Consider the following 22,717-nt stretch of genomic DNA (forward strand, 5'->3'; position numbering starts at 1 on the left):
TTCTTTGGCTACAAGTCCCATGTTCCATCGACCGGAAGTTCCGGTTCATCCGGAAATGGAAGACGACGGACGCCGCCGCCAGTGATGGTGCGCGATTGAGAGAAGGGCTGCTGGATAAAACCAATACGGCCTCAAATGTCTGGGCTGACACAGCCTATCGCTCAAAAGCCAACGAAGACTTCATGGAAAAGCAGGGCTTTGTTTCAAAGGTTCACAGGAAGAAGCCGCACCTCAAACCCATGCCACTCCATATTCAGCGGTCCAATGCAGGGAAGTCCGTGATCCGGTCACGTGTCGAGCATGTCTTTGCAGATCAGAAATCACAGACGGGACTGTTCATCCGAACTGTCGGTATCACCCGGGCCACCATGCGGATCGGCCTGGCCAATATCGTCTACAACATGCGCCGCGTACTCTTCTTCGAAAGATTGATCGCGAGCGCGTAGCCGTCCAGCGGGGGACAGCCCCCAATCCGCTCAAAGCGCAGACCGGATGCCATCGCAAAAACCGTCAATCAAAGCGCCAAAACCCAGAAATTACCGGCCAAGCACATCAATCAACGGTTCTTCGATCCCTCCACGTGGTGAACTTCATCCTGCCGGAAACACGCGAAAAAGTCTGGAAACTACTACTCAAGCTGATCGGGCGTGACCCTGCCCCCAAGCGGCTACATGCGCCGAACTGCACATTGTCAGCGCAGGGAAGGGTCATAAGATGTTACGGAATTCGACCTCGTAACCCTTCCCATACGATCCTGAATGATGGGCCTGAAAAGCTCCGTCATTCAGGTCTCAGATCCTGCCCGTTTGCGCAGAAGGTGTTCCAGCAGGCGCACCCCCTGCATGAAGTCATCCATCTCCATGCTTTCATCCGGGTTATGGCTTCCATTGCGGTTGCGCACAAACAGCATTTCCGTAGGCACACCCTGCATGGCAAATGTCGCCGCATCATGTCCGGCACCGCTTGCCATCGAAACGAAAGGAATATCCAGCGACGCTGCCAGAGTCCTTGCGTCGGCCTGCAACGCCGCGTCCATCACGGCGGGCGCACTGCGGGTCCTTGGTCCCAGTTCCACCCGGACATGATGGTCCCGTTCAACACGAAACGCCTGTTCGATGACAAGTCCATTCATCCGTTCGAGAAGCGCTTCATCCCGGGAACGGATATCAATCACAAGCTCCAGCCTTCCGGCAACCGCCGCAAAATTCGCCTGTGTCTCGTCGGTCCGGCAGACGCCGAACGTCAGGGTCATCTCTTCTCCCTGAGCTTCCGCTTTTATCCAGGCATCATGCAGAGCAGTCATCATGCTGGCCCCGGCCATCACCGCATCTGAACGGAAACAACGCGGCGTCGCCCCGGAATGGGCATACTGCCCATGAATGACGGCCGAGCGATACCGTGTGCTACCGCAAATCCCGGTCACGATCCCCACCGGAACATCCGCTTCCAAGAGAACAGGCCCCTGCTCGATATGCAGTTCGACGAAACAGTCGATTTTCGCGGCATCCAGAACCGGCGCCTTTCCGCACAGATCGGGACTGGCGCCGCAGTCCTGCATATGATGCCGCAGGCTCAAACCATCGTCGCTTCGCGGGGTTTCGAGCGCGGAAGACTCAAGCAGTCCGAAAGCCGTTCGGCTTCCCAAATAGGACAGTGGAAACCACACACTTTCTTCCGCGCGTGTCACGATCAGCGTCGTGTCCCGCTCAGGCCGAAAACCCGCTTTCGCCCAGGCGCAGAGCACCAGAAGACCCGCCACGGCACCCGCCGCCCCATCAAAATTTCCGCCACATGGAACAGTATCGAGATGCGACCCCGTCATGACGACTGAAAGGGTCCGGTCGCGCCCGGGAAGCGTCAGATAAAGATTGGAAGCCCAATCACGACGCATCTCCAATCCGTATTGCGCTGCCACCTCCATGAACAGGGCATGGGCGAGATTTTCTTCCCGTCCGTAAGACGGCCGCGTCATGCCACGGCCGTCAAAACCGATCTCATGCAAACGACGGAAAAGATGGCACCCGAGATCGACATCCGCCACAGGCCCCGTCATACGGTCTGCTTCGGCCTGGCTGAAACAGGACATGAGCACTCCTTTACTGCTTGGCGAAAAGCTGCTGCATGTTGGCAAAAGCTTTGAATTCCAGCGCATTCCCTGCCGGATCGCAGAAAAACATCGTCGCCTGCTCGCCCGGCAATCCCTCAAAACGGATCTGCGGTTCCATTCCAAAAGGAATGCCATGACTGCGAACACGCTCCGCCAGAGCCTTCCAGTCTTCCATGTCCAGAACAACGCCGAAATGAGGGATAGGCACGTTATGTCCGTCTACGGCGCCCGCACCTCCTTCACCGCGAGCGCGACAGGCATCGGGGATCAGATGTGTGACAATCTGGTGCCCGTATAGATCAAAATCGATCCAGGCTTCTGTACTCCGCCCCTCGGCGCATCCGAGAACAGTTCCGTAAAAGGTCCGGGCGGCTGCAAGATCATTGACCGGAAATGCGAGATGAAACGGATTAACCATGACTGCACCATGACTTTTCTGGAAAAATCCGCTGATATCATATTCGCTGTCGTAACAATCATGCGAATATATGACTTCAGAAGAAGGTAAATCCGATGTCTGATATCTTTCGCTGCGTTATGCTGTGCAATCCGGTCGCCTTCCGACTGCCCCAACAGACCCTTCGGAGATCCAGTCATGGACACCCGCTTCCTCGAAAGTTTCCTGATCGTCATCGAACAGGGGTCGCTTGCGGGGGCGGCACGCCAGCTCCGCCTTACCCCTGCCAGCGTCGCCCAACGGATCCGCACCCTCGAAGACGAAATAGGCTGCCCAATCGTCCAGCGCGACGGGCGTAACGTCCGTCCAACGGAACAGGGCTTGGCCATCATCGAACAGAGTCGCGCGATCCTCACGAGCGTCCGGGATCTGTGCGCCATTGCCGCGAGTGACAAACCCGTCGGGACACTGAGGATCGGCGCGATATCAAGCGCGGCGAACGGCCTCCTCCCCCCCTATCTGAAACGCTTTTTCGAATGTTTCCCCGAAATCGAACTGCATATTACCCCCGGTTCCTCATCCGGGCTGCATAATGCGGTTCTGGACGGCAATATCGACGCAGCGTTTATCGTAGAGCCCCCTTTTGAAATTCCAAAAACTCTGGTCTGGCAGACACTCCGGTCCGAGCCTTTGGTCGTGCTGGCCCCGGAAGCCATTCAGGAAACGGACCCCCACGAAATTCTCCGAAACCATCCTCTGATCCGCTATGACCGAATGCAATGGGGCGGGCGCCTCGCTGACGAATATCTGCGCAAATCAGGCATCTGGCCCCATGAACGCCTTGAACTCGACTCACTGGACGCCATTGCCATCATCGTCAGTCAAGGAACAGGTGTCTCGCTTGTCCCTGACTGGGCACGTCCGTGGCCCGCAGGCGTCCATCTAAAAAAAATCCCGCTCCCAGCCTCTGCTCCCTGCCGAAATCTGGGCTTTCTGATCCAGCGGAACTCGCCGCGTCTCAGACTATTCAACCGCCTGCTCGAAATTCTTCAGAAGCCTCTTCCTGCTTCCTAAGAGCCAATAGTTTTACCCTTATCCTGGAGAAGAACGGTTTTTCCTTATCGTGAAAATGGGAAAACCATCACCGGAAAAAGTCTCTTGAAACTGGACACATTATGCATCTTCGATAACCATACCGCACAGAAATGCTTTTCTCAAAGCACCAATTTTTCAACTAATTTTCCGGACCGCCTGATGAAGATCTGCCTGACGGGTGACAGTATTCTCTTTCGGCAACTCAACAGCCGCACTGACCCGGGACTGTCGCCCCTTTTCGACATGATCCGCGCTTGCGACGTTTCGTTCACCAATCTTGAACTCGTCCCCAATGACTTCATAGGCGATCCAGCCCTCGATATGGGAGGTACGCATTTTGGCGCCTCATCCCGGGTTCTGGACGAACTGAAAGAGGCAGGTTTCGACCTTTTTGCGGCAGCAACCAATCACTCGCTGGATTACAGCATCTCAGGCCTGCGCAAAACACTGGACGAACTCAACCGCCGGAATCTGCGTCACGCCGGGATCGGCCTTCATCTGGAAGATGCCAGACGCCCAACATATTTTACACATCCTACAGGTACGGTCTCCATGCTGTCCTGCACTTCCACCTTCGCCAGAGGACAGGAAGCAGCCATGCAGACGAGCGTGATGCAAGGACGTCCCGGCATCAACCCGTTACGCTACAGCACGATGCACTACGTTTCCGCCGATGAGATGACATCCCTGAAGGAAATCTACCGGAAATTGGGATTGCAGCGCGTCAAAGACGACAAAATCCAGCTTGGTTTTGCCTTTCCCGCCCCAGACGGAGTTCTCGCCTTTGAAAACCTGAACTTTCAGGTCGGTCAGGAAACGAAAGTCACCACCACCCCCAACCCGACGGACACGCAGGCCCTGCATCGCTGGATCGCAGAAGCACGGATGGTTTCCGATACGGTCATTCTGAGCATTCACGCGCATGAAAGCGGCTATAACGCCAGCGGGGAACTGGACGTGGAAATTCCGGCGGATTTCCTCGTCACCGCAGCCCGTCAGGCGATCGATGCCGGTGCGGATATTGTTGCCTGTCATGGACCACATCTGTTGCGGGGCCTCGAAATCCATAACGGCAAACCGATCTTCTACAGCCTGGGCAACTTCATAGGGCAGAATGAGCTCGTGGAGCGCCTCCCGATCGAATCGTATATGGCGAACCGCGTAAGTCCCGACCTGACGCCCCATCAGCTCTACAAGGCCCGCAGCAACAACGACGTGAAAGGTTTTCCAGCCGAGACACGCTTCTGGGAGACCATCATGCCGATCGGCACCTATCACAACGGAAAACTACAAAGTCTGGAGATCCATCCAGTCACACTTGGTCTGGGTCAGGCGGCCCACAGGCGCGGGGTGCCCTCTCTGGCCCACGGAGAAGAAGGGCGGAAAATTCTGGAAAAATTTGCTGCTCTGTCCACGCCCTTCGGGACCGGCTTTCAGAAGAGCGGAACCGAGGATGATCCGGTGCTTCTGTGGCGCGCCACAGCCTGAAGGCCTTTCAGGATATGCGTGACTGAGGGGGGATATTGCTTCGGGACGCCTCATCCAGATGCCGGATCAGGACTTTGCACCCCTCGGTCATTCTGCCACGCAGGGTCATGACCCCCACTTCCCGCCCGATCTTCTGATCTCCCAGCGGCAGAATGCGGATATTCGGCACAACGCTGACCGCGAAGATATAGGGCACAATCGAGCACCCCATATTGTTGGCAACCATTTGCAGGATCGTGTGAAGTTCTTCAGTCTCGATGACCTCATGCGGAGCAATGCCCTGCGTTCTGAGGAACCGATCGAGCGTACGTCCTCCAAATGAACGGCTATCATAACGAATGAATGGCTGTTCCTCGAGGATCCGCCGCCAGTCCGCCCCTTCGACATGCGCAGGAACGACCATGACATAATCCTGCTGCACAACAGGGTGCCACTGCATGTACGGCATCAACCCGAAAGGCGGTCGCACGATCAACGCGGCATCGAGTTCACCCGCATCCAAACGATCCAGCAGCCCCATGGAAATCCCCGGAACAATCCGCACTTTCAGGTCCGGGAGTTCAAGGTGCAGGCCTGCAATGGCCGGAGCGAGCAGGCTGGTCTGAACAGTTGAAATGGCGCCCACCCGCAACAGTTCAGCCCCTGGCCTGAGCCGTGCAGCCCCCCGTAACGCCTCGAAAGACGAGAGGATATCGTCCACCTGACACAGGATGAGGCTCCCCGCTGCCGTCAACGTTACGGACCGGCCCGTGCGTTCAAAAAGATCGTAGCCGAGCTCTTCTTCAAGCCGCCGGATCTGGGCGCTGATCGCCGACTGCGTCACCCCGATCGCCTTGGCTGTTGCGGCAAAACTCTCCGTCCTGGCAGCAACGACAAATGTTCTGAGTTCGGGAATCATGACTCGACAAACACAAAAATTTTCTCTCGTTAAAACTTTTGCTCATTTTTTTTGTCCATTCAAGCACTGCCCGCGCCCCTGCAGCCAGCGAGCATAGGATCGAAACAATCTGTTTCCCGCACAATTCAGCAGATAAGAAAAATCTGTTCCTTGAGAAAAACATTTTAGTTGTCGTTCCGTTATGTGTGTGATTTGCTCATGAAAAGCATATATTCGGATGACCAGCCGCATACAGGCCGGAAAAGGGGATGCCCATGAGCAAGTGTTTTGGACCTAAGGCTTTCCTGATGTGTGGCGCGGCCCTGAGCTCGCTCGTGTCGTTCTGTCCGCCCGCACAGGCCGCCTCCGCCAAAGCGACGACACAGGTACAGTCCGCGCACAAACTGCACCGACGGGTCGCGAATTCCTCTGCGCGCGTCACCGCGCCCCCTGCCAGACCATCCCCTCGCAGGACATCCATCATTTCGAGATCAGATCCGGAAGAGATGCGCGTCACCGGGACGGCTTCCACTGGCCAGTCCGTGATGAACCCGTCCACCCCGGTTCACGGCACCACACAGGTTACGGTTGTGTCCGGCAGCCAGCTTCTGGCTACAGGACAGACCAATGTCATGCAGGCCCTCGCCCAGGCCTCGGCATCCATTACGTCCCCGCCACAATCCGGCGTCGGAAACAGTGGCTTTATCCAGACCATGCAGCTTCGCGGCCAGTCCGCCGATGACACGCTAATCCTCGTTAACGGACATCGCCGCCATATCGGCGCAAATTTCAACGCCAATGCCGGTCCGAACTGGGGCACCGAACCCACCGACATCTCCCTGATCCCGATTTCGGCGATCGATCATATCGAAGTTATTACCGAAGGTGCTTCTGCCCTTTATGGTCAGGATGCGCTGGCAGGCGCCGTCAATATCGTCCTCAAGCAGCGCACCCATGGCGGCTCCATCAATTTCCAGAACAGCGGCTTCTATGCCGGTGACGGACAGGCGCTGAACGGTTACGCAGACTGGGCCACAGCACTAGGCAAAAACGGAGGCTATCTCGATCTGGCAGCGCAGGTCACCCATCAGCTTCCCACCAATCGCAGCGGCCTTTTTGTTGGACAGCTCTATCCGGTCGGCGATTCCCGCAACGAAACAGCCAGCCGTGATGTGCAGCGCGGCCTCGGAATTCCGAAATCGACGCTGGAAACCATCAGCGAAAACATGGCGATCCCGCTGAACGAAAACCTGAGCCTCTACAGCACTTCGACCTTCAGCCATCGCAAGGCTCATGTTGCCGAAACTTACCGCAGCGCCGGAAACAGCCTAACGAACATCAATCTCTGGCCCAATGGCGCGCAGCCCTATATCGGGATGGATCAGTACGACTTCGAAACAGACAACGGTATCAAGGCCCATAAATTCGGTTTCGCCTGGGACGCCTACGTCAATTACGGCCGTGACGATCAGGCCTATTCCACCCTCGACAGCAACAACATATCTCTGGGTGACGCCAGCCCGCGCGACTTCTATGATGGTAAGACCATCACGTCCCAGCTTTCCACAGGCCTGCGCGGATCACGCTTCTTCCACACCTCATGGCTGCCCAAGCCGATCGCCCTGCGTTTTGGCGGAGAATACCGGCGTGACACCTTCCAGATGACGGGAGGCGAAGAAGCCTCGTGGACCGGCTTAGGCGCAACCGATCATGCCGGTAACGTCCCGCTGGCCGTAACCAATCGCGGACGTGACATCTATGACGGCAACGTCAATCTCGATTTCTACGTCACCAAAAAATGGGAATGGTCCCTGGGTGGCCGTGCGACGAGCTACAGCCATCTCGCCACTGTAACCACCGGCTCGATCGGAACCCGCTACAACTTCAATAAACACTGGGCCGTCCGCGCCAGCATCAATACCGGCTACCGCCCACCCACACTGGGCCAGACCTATTATTTCTATAATGCGCCCTTCGCCAACTACGCAGTGGACCAGCTTCCCAACAGCAGCGCCGCCGCAAAGGCGCTTGGAGCAGGTCATATCAAGGGTGAATATTCCCGCAACTACACCATCGGCATCGATGCCAGCCCCCTCAAGGACTGGAACGTCACAGGCAATCTTTACTACATCGCGATCAACGACCGTCTGGCCAGCACAACAACCCTCGGTGGTTCAGGTGTTGCCGACATTCTTGCCGCATCTGGCCTGAATAACGTGACCTACGCATCTTATTACACCAACCCCGTCAATACCCAGACCTTCGGTGGAGACATCGACACCAACTACACCCTGCACACCAAACGCGCCGGTACGTTCCGCTTCGACTTCACGTTCAATTACTCCGACAACGAAATTCGCAGCCGCAACAAGACACCTACCGTTCTGGCAAACATGGGCCTGTCCACGTTCAACACTTATGCCGAAGAGATGCTTCTGCACTCCGCGCCCAAGAACCGTGAAAACCTCACGGTCAACTGGAACTACGGCAAGTGGAACGTCATGGTGCAGGAACAGCGCTACGGCTCCATCATCTTCCTCGCCAGTCCGACCGCCGCTCCAATGGAACAGCGCCCGGCCTTCCTAACCAACATGTCCGTCAGCTACAAGATCCTGCCGAAATGGAGCGTCACGGTAGGCGCAAACAATCTCGGCAACAAATATCCGACCCGCGTCCCCAAGGCGACCGCAGCACCACTCTTCAACGAATACAAATACGCCTACTACTCGCCTTACGGCTTCAACGGCGGCATGTACTATATCCAGACCGGTCTGACTTTCTAAGACTTTTGCAAAAAAGACCGACTAAGATCCACCGGAAAGAGGCGCATTTCTTGCAGACAGTTCCAGAAGATCGCCGGCCTTTCCGGTTCGTCATATACGCCCTCACCATCGCCATGTGCGTGATCTGCTACGGAGACCGGGCCGCCCTGTCCGTAGGCATGCCCCAGATCGCCCATGAATTCGCCCTCACACCAGGGGAAACCGGCTGGGTTCTCTCCAGCTTCCTCTGGTCCTATTTCATTCTCAATCTGCCCAGCGCGATCCTTCTGGACCGCTTCGGCGTAAGGATCATCGGCGCGGCCGCCGTAGCCCTGTGGTCGCTCGCCATGATTCTGGGCAGCCTGACCGCCACCGTCCCCGCCTTCATCGCCACCCGGATCCTGCTAGGCATCGGAGAGGCCCCCACCTTCGCACTCGGTAACAAGGTCGTCCGTGCGTGGGCTCCCCTACACGAACGCGGCCTGATGATGACCGCCTTTATCGGTGGCATCCCCATCGGGCTGGCCTGCGGTGCCGCATCGGGCGGCTGGCTGATTGCCCATTATGGCTGGCGCCCAGCGTTTTCGCTGCTCGGCGCGCTGGGTCTGGTCTGGTCCGTGGTCTGGCTCCTGACCCATCCGCGCCCGGCACGCGGCACACAGGCCTCATCCTTTTCCCTGATTTCGGTGCCGACCCTGTTCCGCTCTTCGGCTTTCTGGGGCATCGTAATCGCGCAGTGCTGCGCCAATTACGCCAACTTCCTGCTGATGTCCTGGCTGCCAATCATCATGCGCCAGACCCTGCATCTCGGCACCGCCCAGTCTGGAGCGTACACGGCCTACTGCTATGTCGGCGCGGCCATTCTCTCGATCACGGCAGGAAAGGTTGGCGAAACGCTCGTTCGCGGATCTAACCTTTCTCTGGGAGGACGGCGCAAGGTCGTTTGCCTGTATCTCGTTCTAGCCTCTTCCATGGGGTTTCTACCGCTCTGCGAAACGGCCACGACCATCATTCCGCTCCTCGCCGTCTCCATGGCTTTCATGGCAGGCGGCACGGGAGCCAACATGGCCCTTCTGGCGGACCTGCTTGTGGAAGATGAAGTCCTCGGTTCCGCGACCGGCCTGACCCTGACCTTCTCCAACGGTCTCGGCATCCTGGCCCCGATCATGACCGGATACCTGCTTCAGGCCACCGGCAATTTCCACGGCGTTTTCTACATTACGGGCGTCATCATCCTGTGCGGCGCGCTGGCCGCTGCCCTCCTTCCCCGGCGGCCATTCCATGGCCGCTCCCAACCGGATCAGACCGCATGACCCGTATTCACATGGCAGGCGCGGGCGGCCTCCTGCTGGACGCCGCCGACGGCCCGTTCAGCGACACGACACAGCGCCGCATCTGGGCCACCAGCCGCGAACTGAACACCCGGCCGGACGTCCTGCAGACGATTCCCGGCGTCAACAACCTTCTCGTCACGTTCGACGCCGTACAGACTGACCCTTCCGCCATGGAAAAGCTGCTCCGGACCGTCTGGACACAGGCCTCCGCCGACGAAGTACCGTCCCGCGAAATCGTGGTGCCGGTCGTCTATGGCGGTGAATTCGGTGAAGATCTGGCGCTCGTCGCCCGCTTCGCCAACCTGACGGAAGAAGAAACCATCAACGCCCACATGGCCACACGCTACAGCGTTGCCGCCATCGGCGCCATGGCAGGCTTCGTATACCTGACCGGACTGGACGCGCGTCTGGCCATTCCCCGCCGCGACTCCCCGCGTCTGCGGGTGGAGGAAGGGGCTGTGGTCATCGGCGGCGGCCACGCAGGCGTGATGCCCTGCACCTCGCCGTCGGGCTGGCATATCCTCGGCCGGACGGATCTGTGCCTGTTCGACGCCTTCCGTCCCGATCCCGGCCTGCTGCGGCTGGGCGATACCGTCCGTTTCGTGAGGGCCTCATGATCGAAATCCTGACCGGCTCCTCCCTCAACACCATCCAGGATTTCGGCCGTCCTCACGCCATGGCCATGGGTGTGGCGCAGGGCGGTGCGATGGACCGTCTGGCCCTGAGCCACGGCAACCTGCTTCTCGACAATCCGGTCGACGCTGCCGGGATCGAGATCGTATTTTTCCCTTTCCGCGTGCGCTTTCACGCCGAGACGTCCTTTGCCGTCACTGGTGCCGCCTGCCCCGCCACGCTCGACGACCTGAAACTCCCGCGCGACTGGGCCATCACCGCCAAACCAGGCCAGACCCTGACGCTCCGCGCGCCAGAACAGGGCGCCCGGGCCTATCTGACGCTCCGGGGAGGTCTGGACGTTCCCCCGGTTCTGGGGGCGCGCTCGACGGATCTCAAAGGTGGCTTCGGCGGCCTTGAGGGGCGCGCCCTTCAGAAAGGCGACCGCCTCTCCTGCCTCGCAGCCTCCACACTGCGCATGCCCGCCACAGGCTACGGCCTCGCGCGCCCCTGCCCGGTTCCCCCAGCAGACGGCACCCGGATCCGCGTCCTGCCCGCAGCCGAACACGATGTCTTCACGCCCGAAAGCCTGAAAACATTCCACGCCGCAGCCTGGACCCTGACCCCCAGCGCAAACCGCATGGGCTATCGGCTGGAAGGGCAGGACGCCCTGAAACTCTCGCGGCCACTCAGCCTGTTTTCCCACGGCATTCTGCCCGGAACCGTTCAGGTGCCGCCCGCAGGCCAGCCGATCATCCAGATGATGGATGCCAATACCTGCGGCGGCTATCCAAAAATCGCCACCGTCATCGCGCCGGACCTGCGCCTGCTGTCCCAGACAGTCGTCGGCGCACCCGTCCATTTCGAAACCATCACGCGCGATGACGCAGTGCAAATCATTCGGCAGGAGGCTGCAGATCTGAAGCGCCTTGCTGCCGCTATCGCCACACTCCGCACACAGCTCGTTTTCTGATGCCCTGTAATTGCATGTCCGGGAGTTCCAAACCATGACCGTCAAAACCATCGACCTGAACGCTGATCTCGGCGAGAGCTTCGGCCATTACACAATGGGCAATGATAGCGCGATGCTGGACATCGTGACCTCCGCCAACGTCGCCTGCGGCTTTCACGGCGGCGACCCGGAAGTCATGGCCGAGACCTTCCGTATCGCACGCGAAAAAGGCGTCTCTGTCGGCTCTCATCCCGGCTTCCCGGACCTGTGGGGCTTCGGACGCCGCGTCATGCCCTTCACGCCCGCGCAGATCGAACGGATCGTGGCCTACCAGATGGGTGCGGCCCAGGCCCTCGCCACCTATTCGGGTCATCGCATGACCTACATGAAGACCCATGGTGCACTGGGCAACCTGACCGAACGCGACCCCGCCATCGCCGAGGCCATCGTCAATGCGGTCAAGGCTGTAGACCCGAACCTTCCCATCATGGCCATCGCCCTGAGCCATCTCGAACGCATTGGACGCGAGCGGGGCCTGACCGTGTTCTCGGAAATTTTCGCGGACCGCGCCTATACGGAAGACGGGCATCTCGTGTCGCGCAAGGAACCGGGAGCGGTCCTGCATGACGCCGATTTCGCAGCCGCCCGCGCTGTCCGAATGGTTCAGAACGGCGCCATTGAAACCATCTCCGGCAAAATGCTGCCGACCCGCATTGATACGATCTGCGTCCATGGCGACAACGCGGAATCCGTGGACGTCGCCCGCAAGGTCCGCGCGGGCTTCGAAGCTGCCGGCATTGCCCTGCGCGCCCTGACCTGAAGCAGACCGGAAGACAGACCGTCCCATGATCCCCGATCTCAAGACCCTTGATGCCCTGATGGCCCGGATGCAGGCGCTGGGCATTACCGAACTCGACTATTCCCGCGACGGCGAACATATCCGCCTGGTCCGCGGGGAACAGGACAACAGCCCAGGGTCGACGAGTCCGGCCCCGGCGGCCGCAGCCGCTACGCTTCCCGTCCCCGAAAAAGCCTCCACGCCGCCCAAAGCCGAAACAACAATCGACGCCCCCATGCACGGCCAGTTCTACGCCTCTCCGGCACCGGATGCGCCGCCCTTCGTCAAAGCTGGCGACATCGTAGCGGAAGGACAGCCGCTTTATATTCTCGAAGTCATGAAAACACTCTCCCGCATCGAGGCCGAATTCCCCTGCCGGATCGTCACCGTGCTGGCCGCGAATGCAGACGCTGTTTCCCCCGGAACGCCGCTCTTTACCGTGGAGCCACTCGATGCGTGAGCCCGCGGTGTCCGTCCCCCGTCGTGTCCTGATCGCCAATCGCGGTGAAATCGCCCTGCGCATTACGCGCGCCTGCCGCCTGCTCGGCCTGCACAGCATCGGCCTCCATTCCGAAGCCGATGCCAGCCTCGCACATCTGCGCCTCGTGGACGAAACGATCTGCATCGGCCCGGCAGCGGCATCCGGCAGCTATCTGGACGCTGCCCGCGTCCTGCGCGCCGCCGAACTGACAAATGCCGACATCATCCATCCCGGCTACGGCTTCCTGTCCGAAAACGCTGATTTTGCCGAAGCGGTGGAACAGTCAGGTCGTACGCTGGCAGGCCCCACTGCCGCCATCATGCGCCTGATGGGCGACAAAATCAGCGCCAAGCAGCAGATGCGCCGCTCGGGCGTCCCATGCCTGCCCGGTACGGAAGACGCCCTGCCGACCGACCTGTCCGAAGCCCAGACGATCTGCGACGCCATTGGCTACCCGCTGATCGTCAAGGCGGCGGGCGGCGGCGGCGGGCGCGGCATGCGCGTGGTGATGACCGCAGCAGACCTCCGCGACGCTATCGAAACGGCCCGTGAAGAAGCAGGACGCGCCTTCGGCAATCCGTCGGTCTATGCCGAACGCTTCCTCCAGCATCCCCGCCATATCGAAATGCAGGTTCTCGCCGACAGGCAGGGCAATGCCGTCTGGCTCGGCGCGCGGGACTGCTCCATTCAGCGCCGTCACCAGAAACTGGTCGAGGAAGCCCCTGCAATCGGCATCGACCCGCAGGCCATCGCCGAACTGGGCGAGCGCTGTGCAAACGCCTGCACGCTGATGGGCTATACCGGCGCAGGCACTTTCGAGTTCCTGTACGAAGACGGTGCGTTTTCTTTCATCGAGATGAACACCCGCCTTCAGGTCGAACACCCCGTTACGGAAATGACGACCGGCATCGACATTGTGCGCGAGCAGCTCCTGATCGCGATGGGAGAGCCCCTCTCCTTCACCCAGGCCGACATCCGCACGCAAGGCCACGCCATCGAGTGCCGCATCAACGCCGAAGACCCCGAGAGCTTCCGCCCGGCCCCCGGGAAAGTCCAAAGCTGGCGTGCGCCCGGCGGCCCCGGCGTCCGTATCGATACGCATCTCTATGACGGCTATGTTGTGCCGCCGAATTACGACTCCCTCATCGCCAAGCTGATCGTCCACGGCACGGACCGTACGGATGCCCTCAACCGCATGCATGCTGCCCTTTCGGAAATGCAGATCACCGGCATCGCCACCACCACACCGCTACATCTGCGCCTGATGAACGAACCCGGCGTCCGCGAAGGCGGTGTCAGCGTGCATTATCTCGAAGCCCTCATGCGAAAGTCCGCACCATGACTTTTCTTGAAGACCTTCTGAACGACCTGCCCAAACTCGTTGACCGGATGAGACGTCACGACGTCCGTCATGTCTCTCTGAAAAATGGGGCGGGTGCGCTTGCCCTGACATTGCCCCCCGCACCGACCAGCAATCCGGAACAAACGCCCCCTATTTCCTACCCCGCAAAAGCGAAAGATACGCCCGTTCCCAGCCCCGAGATGGGCGTGTTCCGCTCAAACGGCCTGGACGAAACCCACCCGGTTCGCTCTGGCGAGATAGTAGGATTTGTCGAGGCAGGCCCCCTCCGCCTGCCCGTCACGGCCACAGCGGACGGCACACTCGGCCCAGCACTGGTCGGGGATGGCGGCGTCGTGGGCTATCACGACGTGCTCTTCCGGATTCACCCGGATGGCTGAGACGCCACGTTCAGAGAGACGCGGCGGAGCGGGATGCCTGTTCATAAAATCCCGTCAGCACACGCAACGCCTTGGCGACCTCGGCAATCGTGACATCCCCAACTTCCCGGTTCTGGGGAATATGCTCCAGCAGACAGATCCGACGAAGACGCGCGTATTCGAGGCAGACGTCGCGCCCTTTCTGTGTCGTGCTGACAAAAACCTCCTTGCCCCGGCGCTCACGCTGGATCAGCGCGTGTTCGTCGAGCTTCTTCATCGCGTAGTTGAGGTAATGCCTCTCGGACAGATTCAGGGTGAACATCAGATCCGAGATGCTTTTCTCCCGGTTCCTGTGATTGACACTGTGCAGGATGAGCGTGTCGAGCGCCGAGAGATCCGGCAGACCCGCCGCCGCCATCCCCCGCGCCATCCAGCGATGAAACGCATGGTTCACGACAGTAAGAGCAAATTCGAACTCGCTCAGATCCTCATTTCCCGGAACGGCGAGATGCGACGACGACACGATGAAGGCCCGTTCCATATCCGCAACATCTGGAATTACTGGCGCGCGGCTTCCGGCTTTTCCAACTTTCATGGCTCGTCCTCTCCGTCAGCCAACATCTCTTCCCGATATCCTATTGCACTCTAACCCGATACGGAAAACACAGGCATGGTCGACAGTTCACAAATCCGTCTCGCCGCTGATATCGGCGGCACATTCACGGACGTAGTCCTCCAGACACCGCAGGGACGTCTGACCCGCAAGGTCCTCACCACGCCAGCTGCTCCCGAAGAAGGAGTCATGAGCGGCATCGGCCTCGTGATCGAAGATGCCGGACTACGTTTTCCCGACGTGACAGTCTTCGTGCATGGCACGACCCTTGCGACCAATGCCATCATCGAACGCCGGGGCGCCCGCACGGCCCTCATCGGAACGCAGGGCTTCCGCGACATTCTGGAAATCGGCACCGAAAGCCGCTTCAACCAGTATGACCTGATGCTGCAAAAGCCCAGCCCGCTCGTCCCCCGCGACCTGCGCTTCACCGTCCCCGAACGCATGGACGCCCGCGGCACCGTTCAGCTTCCCCTGGATGAAGCCGCTGTTATGGCTCTCGTGCCCCAGCTTCGCGACGCTGGCGTCGAGAGCATCGCGGTGGCCTTCCTTCATGCCTATGCCAATCCGGCCCATGAACGGCGCGTACAGGTGCTTCTTCAGGAGGCGATGCCGGACATCACTATTTCCATTTCAAGCGACGTCTGCCCCGAAATACGGGAATATGAACGCACCTCCACCACAGTGGCGAACGCCTATGTCCAGCCCCTGATGGCGGGCTATCTGGGGCGCTTGCGGGAAGCCCTTGACGCCAAGGGGTTTGGGGGGGCGCTCTATCTCGTCACCTCCGGCGGCGGCCTGACCGCGCTGGAAACGGCGCGCCAGTTCCCCGTCCGCCTGGTGGAATCCGGCCCGGCGGGTGGTGCGATTTTCGCCGCCCAATGCGCCGAGCGTCTGGCCGAAAACCGCGTCCTGTCCTTCGATATGGGCGGCACAACCGCCAAGGTCTGCCTGATCGAAGACGGCGAACCCGCATCCTCCCGTTTCTTTGAAGTAGACCGCACGGCCCGCTTCATGAAAGGCTCCGGCCTGCCTCTGCGCATTCCCGTGATCGAAATGGTCGAAATCGGCGCGGGCGGCGGCTCCATCGCCCATCTGGATGCGATGAAGCGCGTCGTTGTGGGGCCGGAAAGCGCATCTTCCGTTCCAGGCCCCGCCTGTTACGGGCTGGGGGGCACGCGCCCCGCCGTTACGGACGCGGACGTGATGCTCGGCCTGATCCGCCCGGAGAATTTCGCGGGCGGCAGCATCCAGCTCCAGCCGGATCGCTCGGCCGAAGCGCTTCTGACCGATATCGGCACCCCGCTTGGGCTGTCGGCAGAAATGTCCGCCCATGCGGTCTATGAAATCGTGTGCGAAAACATGGCCAGTGCGGCGCGCGTCCATGCCGCCGAACGTGGCGCCGTCATCGGCGACCATACCATGATCGCTTTCGGCGGCGCAGCCCCGCTTCACGCCGCGCGCGTCGCGGAAAAGCTTGGAATCCGGCGCCTCGTCATTCCTTCGAACGCAGGCGTCGGCTCGGCCGTGGGCTTCCTCGCCGCCCCCGTCTCGTTCGAATTGGTTCGTTCCTTCCCCATGCGTCTGGACGACAGCTTCAATTCAGCGGAAGTCTCGGCTCTACTCGACGACATGACGCAGGCCGCGCACAGTATGGTGCAGGACGACGCCCGGACGGAAACGCTTCACATCCGGCGCGCAGCCTTCATGCGCTATGTGGGACAGGGACACGAAATCATCGTCACGCTGCCCGACGGCGCCATCAGCAGCGACCATCTCTCGGCCCTGCGGGACGCCTTCGAAGCGGAATATGCCCGTCAGTTTGCCCGCGTCATCCCCCATGCCGCTGTCGAAATCCTGAACTGGTCCGTCAGCGTCTCAACCACCCCGCGGAAATACCCGCCATTCAAGGCCGCCCCGGCCCTGCATGACGCAGTCTCCGCCGACATCCGGAAACTTTTCGACGGCGCGACCGGCACGCATGTCGCCCTCCCGGTCTACGAACGGATGGACATGGGACCCGGCAGCCGTGTCCCAGGCCCGGCCCTGATCGCCGAAAAAGAAACCACGACCTACGTTTCCTCCCGCTACACCGCCCATCTGGACGGCAGCGGCAACATCATTCTGGACATGAAGGACGCCGTCTGATGAGCGCGCACTCCCATAAGGAAATCGACTTCCAGATCATGTGGAACCGCCTGATTGCCGTGGTCGGCGAACAGGCCCAGGTTCTGATCCGCACCGCCTTCAGCCCCATCGTCCGCGAATGCGAGGACATCTCGGCCGGTATTTTCGACCTGCAAGGCCGGATGATCGCGCAGGCCGTGACGGGCACGCCGGGCCACGTCAATTCCATGGCGGAATCCGTCGGCCATTTTCTGCGTCACTTCCCCGTCTCGACCATGAAAGAGGGCGACGCCTACATCACGAACGATCCGTGGATGGGAACGGGGCATCTCAACGATTTCGTCATCACGACCCCGGCGTTCCACAAAGGCCGTCTGATCGGACTGTTTTCCTGCACCAGCCATCTGATGGATATCGGCGGTCTGGGCAACGGGCCGGAAGCAACGGACGTCTTCATGGAAGGCCTCTCGATCCCGATGCTCAAGCTGATTGATCAGGGACAGGTCAACGAGACGTTGATGGCCATGATCCGCGCCAATACGCGCCTGCCGGTGGATACGGAAGGCGATACCTACTCTCTGGCAGCCTGCAATGATGTCGGCGTCCGCGCCCTGTGCGACATGATGGACGAGTTCCATCTCGACAGCCTCGAACCGCTGGCCGATTTCATCATCGAACGCTCCCGCCAGGCCGTCCTCGACAAGATAGCAGGTCTTCAGCAAGGCACATGGTCCCATGAAATGACCATCGACGGCTACAATGCCCCGCTCACGCTCAAGGCAAAGCTCACAGTCGAAGAGGGACGCGTCAGCGTCAGCTATGACGGATCCCCGCCGGCTGTCGGGCGCGGGATTAACGTCCCGATGGCCTATACGCGCGCCTATACGGTCTTCGGGCTGGCCTGCGCGATCTCGCCGGATGTCCCCAACAACGCAGGCTCACTGGCTCCCTATCACGTCGAGGCACCAGAAGGTTCCGTCCTGAACGCCCAGCGCCCGGCCCCCGTTTCGTCGCGGCATGTCATCGGACAGATGCTGCCGGACATGGTGTTCGGATGCCTCCGCACGCCCCTGCCCGAGCGCGTTCCGGCAGAAGGCACATCCTGCCTGTGGAACATTGCCGTGCGCGGACAGTGGTTCCCCAAGGGAGCAACCACGTCCCAGACCTACGCGCTCGCCATCACGACCAATGGCGGCACCGGGGCCCGGCCCGGCCTGAACGGCCTGTCCGCCACGGCCTTTCCATCCGGCGTGCATGGCACCCCGATTGAAATTGCGGAAATCCAGTGCCCGCTCATTTTCTGGGAAAAAGAACTGCGCGAAAATAGCGGCGGTCTGGGCCAGACAAAAGGTGGCGACGGGCAGATTATGAAGATCGGCACCACCCAGAAACAGCCCTTCGAGCTGCTGGCCGCATTTGACCGCGTCGATCATCCGGCACGTGGCGCACTCGGCGGACAGGACGGCGCGGCAGGTAGGGTCGAAACCGCCTCAGGCCGGAAGCTTGCAGGCAAAGGCCTTCAGGTTCTGGAAGCGAACGATGTTCTCGTCCTCATGACACCGGGCGGCGGCGGCCTCGGCGCTCTCTGAGCGTCTTCCGCACCCTTCCCGAAACGGAAGGGCGCGGAACTCAACTCTTCAGAGACGGTGCGGCGGCAGACGTCCAGCAAGCGCGTCCTGAACCTGCGACGCACACAGCATGGCCATACGGCGCAGCGCCTGTTCCGTCGTCGCACCGATATGCGGCGTCAGAACCACATTCGGCGCCCTTAACAACGGATCATTCGCCAGCGGAGGCTCGGGTGACATCACGTCCAGCCCCGCTCCGCCAACATGCCCCGTCTCCAGAGCCTTCGCCAACGCAGGACCATCCACTTCCCCGCCACGGCTGGTATTGATCAGAACCGCGCCTTTCTTCAGGCGGGACAGCGCCTGAGCGTCAATCGTGGGCTGACCGCTCCCCTGCGCCGGACGATGCAGTGACAGCACATCCGAGACGCCCAGAAGATCTTCAAGGCTCTCCGCCCGCTCTACACCCGCGGCCTCAAACACTTCGGCCGGAACGCTCGGAGACCACGCCACGACATGCATTCCCAACCCGTGCCCCGCAACCTGTGCGACATGCCGGGCAATGGCGCCGAACCCCACGAGCCCGATCGTCCGTCCGTGCAGTTCCGTGCCGTTATTTGTATAACGAAACGCCCAGTTCCCCTCCCGCACGGCACGATCCGCCTCGCACAGACGCCGCATGACCGCCAGCAGAAGCCCGATCGTCATTTCCGCAACGGACCGACTGTTGGTATTAGGTGCATTCGTCACCAGAACGCCCCGTTCCGCGGCGGCAGCCTTGGCGATCCGGTTGGTACCGGAGCCGTGACAGGAAATGATTTTCAGTTTCGGCGCGGCGCGCAGCGCCTCTTCGCTCAGTCCCAGATCGCGCGTAATCACTGCATCCGCGTCGCCGATTTCGCGAATCGCCGCCTCCATCGAGGGTTCCGTGGCATAACGGGTCGTGATGCCGGCCTCGTTCAGACAGGTTACGGCATCAGGATGGATCTGTTGTGTAATGAAACACAAACTCATAGTGCTGGTTTTCCAAGGTAAAGAAGCGCAAGGGGGAATGATGGCATACCGCTCCCGCTTGTCCATGCCCAAAAGCCCCTTCACGCAACCACGGGAAGCTCCCGAATGGAGTACTGATGCGACAGCACACTCCCGGTCCGCGGGTCAGACAGCTCGACGGTAAGGCTCTCCGTCCGGACAATCCCATTGAGTGTAGGAGCGGTTCCACAGAACATCAGGCTCCCAGGCCCGAAGACCCGGCCCTCACGCTGTTCCCAGCGCGCCACCAGATCCAGCGGATTGAGCAGAGACGCCGCAAGACCTTCCTGATAGGGCGTTCTTTCAGCCGTAAAAGAGCGCAGCACCATCTCGTCCCATCGATCCGCCACATCCGCAAACCGCCAGAAAGTCCGACCGCCGACCTTGGGACAGGCCTGCTTAGACAACGCCACACTATAGGCTTCACTCTCACGATCCGTATGGTCGGATCCCACCCCCACCAGAAGATCGCTCTGCGTCCGCAGCAGAACCGGCTCGACCTCGCCCGAAGTCTGGCTGCCCAACACATCAATCACAGGCGCAGTGCTCAGGGTTTCATGCCCGACCCGGTAAAACAGCGGCACGTCCGAAGGCGGTGCCACCCCAAGGGCAGCCAGCTCGTCAATATGATGCTGCACATCCGCCGCATCCCGCCCGGCCCAGCCCGCCACAATAACCTCCCTGACCGCAGTCAGATCGGGATAGAAAATTTCCATATTTCAACGTTCCTGTTGGAATCAGTCAGACACACTCAGCGCGTCCCGCGGGCCAGCATCGCGCCCGCACCGGAAACCAGAAGTGCCACAACCACATAAAGAGAAATCGACAGTTCGAGATGCGTCGCCCTGAACAGCGTCACCATGATGAGCGGCGCAAAAGCCCCGCCCCCCGCAAGGCTGCCGCAGGTATAGGCGATCGAAGAGCCGGAATAGCGGACCTCGACCGGAAACTGCTGGCTGATGAGCGCGCCCTGAACCGAATACATGATGGCGTGAACCGAAAGCCCAAGACAGATCCCGAAGCCCAGCAGGAGCGCCTGATGGGAAGCCGCACACCAGAAAAACACAAACGCGGCAGGCAGGGCGCACACCGTCCCCACAAGGAAAATCCGTTTCGCCCCCCAGCAGTTGCTGAACCGCCCCGCCAGCAGTGTGACGATCACTCCCCAGGCCGATCCCGCGAACACGGCCATCAGCGCCGCAGACCGCGTGAGCTCCCCTGTCTGGGTCACATAGCTCAGACTGAAAACCGTCAGCAGCGCATACAGGACATCTGGCCCGATCCGGGTACTGGCGGCGATCAGCAGGGAGCGCCCATGATGACGCAGAACCGCGCCCACAGGGTTGGCCAAAACCTCACCCCGCGCTTTGCGTTCGGCAAACTGGGGCGGCTCTGAAAGGGAAGACCTGACCACCCATCCGGCCGCCAGAAGCAGCAGGCTCAGAAACAACGGCAGACGCCATCCCCAGTCCTGAAAAGACGCGACATCCATGGAGCGCGTCACGCCCCAGATCACCCCTGCGGACAGAACCGTTCCAAGCCCAGGCCCAAGCTGGGACCATGTCGCCCCCATGCCCATCGCCGTTTCCGAATTCTGTTCTGCCGTCAGAAGGAGCGCGCCGGCCCACTCTCCGCCTAATGCGATCCCCTGCAAAAACCGCAGTAGAACAAGCAGAACCGGACTGATCGCCCCAAGCCGCGCATAACCGGGCAACAATGCAATCAGACCCGTCGTCAGTCCCATAAGCGCCAGCGTCAGCATGAGAACATGCCTGCGTCCGGTCCCCGAGCCAACCAAAGATCACACTGCCCAAAGGCCGCGACACATATCCCACGGCATAGGTTGAGAACGCCAGAAGGGTGCCCATCCACGGCAGCGCCTCAGGAAAAAAGACATGATTGAACACGAGCGCCACAAGCGTGTTGTAAACCATGAAATCATACCATTCGAACGTGGTCCCGATCGCGCTCCCCAGAGCAAGACGCACAGGCGACGTCGTCATGCGCCAGAACATCCGCTCACGGAAGATCCAGCCTGCCGGGCGCCTGAGAAGCAGTTCGTTTCATGATGCATACAATATCCAAAAGCGTCGGATTTTTTATTCCGGATCATTCATTCTGAACATTCCACTGCAATGCCGTCAAAAGATTTAAGCGCAAAAAGGTCCATAACGGATATTTATACATCAACATTTATTTTGATGATTTGAATCCAGAACGCAACGACTGTTAGCCTCCCGGAACCATCACTGCCATCGCCCGGCCTGTCTGCCGCGAACAAGGACGCAAACGATGCCTGAATCCGCTTTGCCGATCCCTCCCCTTTTCCACACATCGCCCGAAGACGTCCGCGCGCTGTGCCGGTCCAACACGGCCGGAACCGTCACCGCAGGCATGGCCGCAGGTTTCATCCAGGCCAATCTGGTCATCCTCCCCAAAGCATATGCCGATGATTTCGCAGAATTCTGCCGCCTGAACCCCAAGCCCTGCCCCCTCGTCGGCATGTCCCAACCCGGCGAATATGATACCCCGGCGCTGGGACGTAACCTCGACATCCGGACCGACCTGCCGCTTTACCGCGTCTGGCGGGATGGAGTTTTAACAGACGAAGTGTAGGGATCGAAGAACCGTTGGTTGATGTGCTTGGCCGGTAATTTCTAGGTCTTTGCGGTTTGATTGACGGTTCTTTGGGGCGTTTTCGGTCTGCGTCTTGAA

Annotated in this window: 21 protein-coding genes and 1 pseudogene; 15 read left to right on the plus strand and 7 right to left on the minus strand. The window is 60.1% G+C overall.

Features of this window, described 5'->3' with window-relative positions:
• A pseudogene (locus GSP01_RS11910) lies at positions 1 to 446 on the plus strand (transposase); the annotation flags it as partial.
• Positions 447 to 784: 338 nt separating this feature from the next.
• On the opposite strand, the gene GSP01_RS11915 reads toward GSP01_RS11910, so the two are convergent.
• A complete protein-coding gene (locus tag GSP01_RS11915) occupies positions 785 to 2,086 on the minus strand; it encodes a Zn-dependent hydrolase (protein ID WP_174787598.1) in 1,302 nt (433 codons plus the stop codon).
• 10 nt (positions 2,087 to 2,096) lie between these two features.
• Positions 2,097 to 2,525: a VOC family protein gene (locus tag GSP01_RS11920; RefSeq protein ID WP_141353830.1), complete on the minus strand. Its 429-nt coding sequence runs from the start codon at positions 2,523 to 2,525 to the stop codon at positions 2,097 to 2,099.
• 177 nt (positions 2,526 to 2,702) lie between these two features.
• Here GSP01_RS11920 and GSP01_RS11925 point away from each other — a divergent pair, with 177 nt between their 5' ends.
• Positions 2,703 to 3,578, plus strand: coding sequence for a LysR family transcriptional regulator (locus tag GSP01_RS11925; protein WP_141353832.1), 876 nt, complete (start codon positions 2,703 to 2,705; stop codon positions 3,576 to 3,578).
• Between the two features lie 180 nt (positions 3,579 to 3,758).
• Positions 3,759 to 5,087, plus strand: a complete 1,329-nt coding sequence (locus GSP01_RS11930; protein WP_141353834.1) for a CapA family protein — start codon at positions 3,759 to 3,761, stop codon at positions 5,085 to 5,087.
• A 7-nt stretch (positions 5,088 to 5,094) separates the two neighbouring features.
• Here the strand turns inward: GSP01_RS11930 and GSP01_RS11935 are convergent, their stop codons facing one another.
• On the minus strand, positions 5,095 to 5,985 hold the full coding sequence (locus GSP01_RS11935; RefSeq protein WP_141353836.1) for a LysR family transcriptional regulator: 891 nt from the start codon (positions 5,983 to 5,985) through the stop codon (positions 5,095 to 5,097).
• 254 nt (positions 5,986 to 6,239) lie between these two features.
• Between GSP01_RS11935 and GSP01_RS11940 the strand changes: the two genes are divergently transcribed.
• Genes GSP01_RS11940 through GSP01_RS11975 form a run of 8 tightly spaced genes read left to right on the plus strand, consistent with a single transcriptional unit; the run spans position 6,240 to position 14,683 of the window.
• Positions 6,240 to 8,747 (plus strand): TonB-dependent receptor plug domain-containing protein, encoded by a 2,508-nt coding sequence (locus GSP01_RS11940; protein WP_141353838.1) that lies wholly within the window; start codon positions 6,240 to 6,242, stop codon positions 8,745 to 8,747.
• A gap of 50 nt (positions 8,748 to 8,797) precedes the next feature.
• Entirely contained in the window at positions 8,798 to 10,039 is a 1,242-nt protein-coding gene (locus GSP01_RS11945) for an MFS transporter (RefSeq protein WP_141353840.1), read from the plus strand.
• Positions 10,036 to 10,677, plus strand: coding sequence for a 5-oxoprolinase subunit PxpB (gene pxpB, locus GSP01_RS11950; RefSeq protein ID WP_141353842.1), 642 nt, complete (start codon positions 10,036 to 10,038; stop codon positions 10,675 to 10,677). The genes GSP01_RS11945 and pxpB overlap by 4 nt, the downstream gene beginning before the upstream one ends.
• Positions 10,674 to 11,645 (plus strand): 5-oxoprolinase subunit C family protein, encoded by a 972-nt coding sequence (locus GSP01_RS11955; RefSeq protein ID WP_141353845.1) that lies wholly within the window; start codon positions 10,674 to 10,676, stop codon positions 11,643 to 11,645. The genes pxpB and GSP01_RS11955 overlap by 4 nt, the downstream gene beginning before the upstream one ends.
• 34 nt (positions 11,646 to 11,679) lie before the next feature.
• Positions 11,680 to 12,444 carry a LamB/YcsF family protein gene (locus GSP01_RS11960; protein ID WP_141353847.1) on the plus strand — a complete coding sequence of 255 codons (765 nt, stop codon included), beginning with the start codon at positions 11,680 to 11,682 and terminating at the stop codon, positions 12,442 to 12,444.
• 25 nt (positions 12,445 to 12,469) lie between these two features.
• On the plus strand, positions 12,470 to 12,922 hold the full coding sequence (locus tag GSP01_RS11965) for an acetyl-CoA carboxylase biotin carboxyl carrier protein (RefSeq protein WP_141353849.1): 453 nt from the start codon (positions 12,470 to 12,472) through the stop codon (positions 12,920 to 12,922).
• Positions 12,915 to 14,285 carry an acetyl-CoA carboxylase biotin carboxylase subunit gene (accC, locus tag GSP01_RS11970; RefSeq protein ID WP_141353851.1) on the plus strand — a complete coding sequence of 457 codons (1,371 nt, stop codon included), beginning with the start codon at positions 12,915 to 12,917 and terminating at the stop codon, positions 14,283 to 14,285. The genes GSP01_RS11965 and accC overlap by 8 nt, the downstream gene beginning before the upstream one ends.
• Positions 14,282 to 14,683 (plus strand): hypothetical protein, encoded by a 402-nt coding sequence (locus GSP01_RS11975; RefSeq protein ID WP_141353853.1) that lies wholly within the window; start codon positions 14,282 to 14,284, stop codon positions 14,681 to 14,683. Before accC ends, GSP01_RS11975 begins: the two co-directional genes overlap by 4 nt.
• 10 nt (positions 14,684 to 14,693) lie before the next feature.
• On the opposite strand, the gene GSP01_RS11980 is transcribed toward GSP01_RS11975, so the two are convergent.
• The gene (locus tag GSP01_RS11980; protein WP_141353855.1) at positions 14,694 to 15,257 is read right to left on the minus strand and encodes a winged helix DNA-binding protein; all 564 of its coding nucleotides are present in this window, start codon (positions 15,255 to 15,257) and stop codon (positions 14,694 to 14,696) included.
• Positions 15,258 to 15,332: 75 nt separating this feature from the next.
• Here GSP01_RS11980 and GSP01_RS11985 point away from each other — a divergent pair, with 75 nt between their 5' ends.
• Positions 15,333 to 17,423: a hydantoinase/oxoprolinase family protein gene (locus GSP01_RS11985; protein WP_141353857.1), complete on the plus strand. Its 2,091-nt coding sequence runs from the start codon at positions 15,333 to 15,335 to the stop codon at positions 17,421 to 17,423.
• A complete protein-coding gene (locus GSP01_RS11990) occupies positions 17,423 to 18,991 on the plus strand; it encodes a hydantoinase B/oxoprolinase family protein (protein ID WP_141353859.1) in 1,569 nt (522 codons plus the stop codon). The genes GSP01_RS11985 and GSP01_RS11990 overlap by 1 nt, the downstream gene beginning before the upstream one ends.
• A gap of 48 nt (positions 18,992 to 19,039) precedes the next feature.
• Here the strand turns inward: GSP01_RS11990 and GSP01_RS11995 are convergent, their stop codons facing one another.
• The 3 genes from GSP01_RS11995 to GSP01_RS12005 all read right to left on the minus strand — a co-directional run bounded on the left by GSP01_RS11995 (position 19,040) and on the right by GSP01_RS12005 (position 21,800).
• Positions 19,040 to 19,984, minus strand: a complete 945-nt coding sequence (locus tag GSP01_RS11995; RefSeq protein ID WP_141353861.1) for a hydroxyacid dehydrogenase — start codon at positions 19,982 to 19,984, stop codon at positions 19,040 to 19,042.
• 80 nt (positions 19,985 to 20,064) lie between these two features.
• Positions 20,065 to 20,718, minus strand: a complete 654-nt coding sequence (locus GSP01_RS12000; protein WP_141353863.1) for a DUF2848 domain-containing protein — start codon at positions 20,716 to 20,718, stop codon at positions 20,065 to 20,067.
• Between the two features lie 35 nt (positions 20,719 to 20,753).
• Positions 20,754 to 21,800 carry an MFS transporter gene (locus GSP01_RS12005; RefSeq protein WP_228123841.1) on the minus strand — a complete coding sequence of 349 codons (1,047 nt, stop codon included), beginning with the start codon at positions 21,798 to 21,800 and terminating at the stop codon, positions 20,754 to 20,756.
• 97 nt (positions 21,801 to 21,897) lie between these two features.
• Between GSP01_RS12005 and GSP01_RS14935 the strand changes: the two genes are divergently transcribed.
• On the plus strand, positions 21,898 to 22,071 hold the full coding sequence (locus GSP01_RS14935) for a hypothetical protein (protein ID WP_218023663.1): 174 nt from the start codon (positions 21,898 to 21,900) through the stop codon (positions 22,069 to 22,071).
• A 223-nt stretch (positions 22,072 to 22,294) separates the two neighbouring features.
• Positions 22,295 to 22,618, plus strand: coding sequence for a putative hydro-lyase (locus GSP01_RS12010; RefSeq protein ID WP_141353866.1), 324 nt, complete (start codon positions 22,295 to 22,297; stop codon positions 22,616 to 22,618).
• Positions 22,619 to 22,717 lie beyond the last annotated feature (99 nt).

The sequence above is a fragment of the Gluconobacter sphaericus NBRC 12467 genome, assembly GCF_006539125.1.
GTDB lineage: Bacteria > Pseudomonadota > Alphaproteobacteria > Acetobacterales > Acetobacteraceae > Gluconobacter > Gluconobacter sphaericus.

Excerpts from the sequence above, each read along its gene's own strand:
- accC (WP_141353851.1), top strand. The coding sequence starts at position 12,915 with ATGCGTGAGCCCGCGGTGTCCGTCCCCCGTCGTGTCCTGATCGCCAAT.
- GSP01_RS11975 (WP_141353853.1), top strand. The coding sequence starts at position 14,282 with ATGACTTTTCTTGAAGACCTTCTGAACGACCTGCCCAAACTCGTTGAC.
- GSP01_RS11980 (WP_141353855.1), bottom strand. The coding sequence starts at position 15,257 with ATGAAAGTTGGAAAAGCCGGAAGCCGCGCGCCAGTAATTCCAGATGTT.
- GSP01_RS11990 (WP_141353859.1), top strand. The coding sequence starts at position 17,423 with ATGAGCGCGCACTCCCATAAGGAAATCGACTTCCAGATCATGTGGAAC.
- GSP01_RS12000 (WP_141353863.1), bottom strand. The coding sequence starts at position 20,718 with ATGGAAATTTTCTATCCCGATCTGACTGCGGTCAGGGAGGTTATTGTG.
- GSP01_RS11915 (WP_174787598.1), bottom strand. The coding sequence starts at position 2,086 with ATGTCCTGTTTCAGCCAGGCCGAAGCAGACCGTATGACGGGGCCTGTG.
- GSP01_RS11930 (WP_141353834.1), top strand. The coding sequence starts at position 3,759 with ATGAAGATCTGCCTGACGGGTGACAGTATTCTCTTTCGGCAACTCAAC.
- GSP01_RS11935 (WP_141353836.1), bottom strand. The coding sequence starts at position 5,985 with ATGATTCCCGAACTCAGAACATTTGTCGTTGCTGCCAGGACGGAGAGT.
- pxpB (WP_141353842.1), top strand. The coding sequence starts at position 10,036 with ATGACCCGTATTCACATGGCAGGCGCGGGCGGCCTCCTGCTGGACGCC.
- GSP01_RS14935 (WP_218023663.1), top strand. The coding sequence starts at position 21,898 with ATGATTGAACACGAGCGCCACAAGCGTGTTGTAAACCATGAAATCATA.
- GSP01_RS11985 (WP_141353857.1), top strand. The coding sequence starts at position 15,333 with ATGGTCGACAGTTCACAAATCCGTCTCGCCGCTGATATCGGCGGCACA.
- GSP01_RS12010 (WP_141353866.1), top strand. The coding sequence starts at position 22,295 with ATGCCTGAATCCGCTTTGCCGATCCCTCCCCTTTTCCACACATCGCCC.
- GSP01_RS11925 (WP_141353832.1), top strand. The coding sequence starts at position 2,703 with ATGGACACCCGCTTCCTCGAAAGTTTCCTGATCGTCATCGAACAGGGG.
- GSP01_RS11955 (WP_141353845.1), top strand. The coding sequence starts at position 10,674 with ATGATCGAAATCCTGACCGGCTCCTCCCTCAACACCATCCAGGATTTC.
- GSP01_RS11995 (WP_141353861.1), bottom strand. The coding sequence starts at position 19,984 with ATGAGTTTGTGTTTCATTACACAACAGATCCATCCTGATGCCGTAACC.
- GSP01_RS11940 (WP_141353838.1), top strand. The coding sequence starts at position 6,240 with ATGAGCAAGTGTTTTGGACCTAAGGCTTTCCTGATGTGTGGCGCGGCC.
- GSP01_RS11920 (WP_141353830.1), bottom strand. The coding sequence starts at position 2,525 with ATGGTTAATCCGTTTCATCTCGCATTTCCGGTCAATGATCTTGCAGCC.
- GSP01_RS11960 (WP_141353847.1), top strand. The coding sequence starts at position 11,680 with ATGACCGTCAAAACCATCGACCTGAACGCTGATCTCGGCGAGAGCTTC.
- GSP01_RS11965 (WP_141353849.1), top strand. The coding sequence starts at position 12,470 with ATGATCCCCGATCTCAAGACCCTTGATGCCCTGATGGCCCGGATGCAG.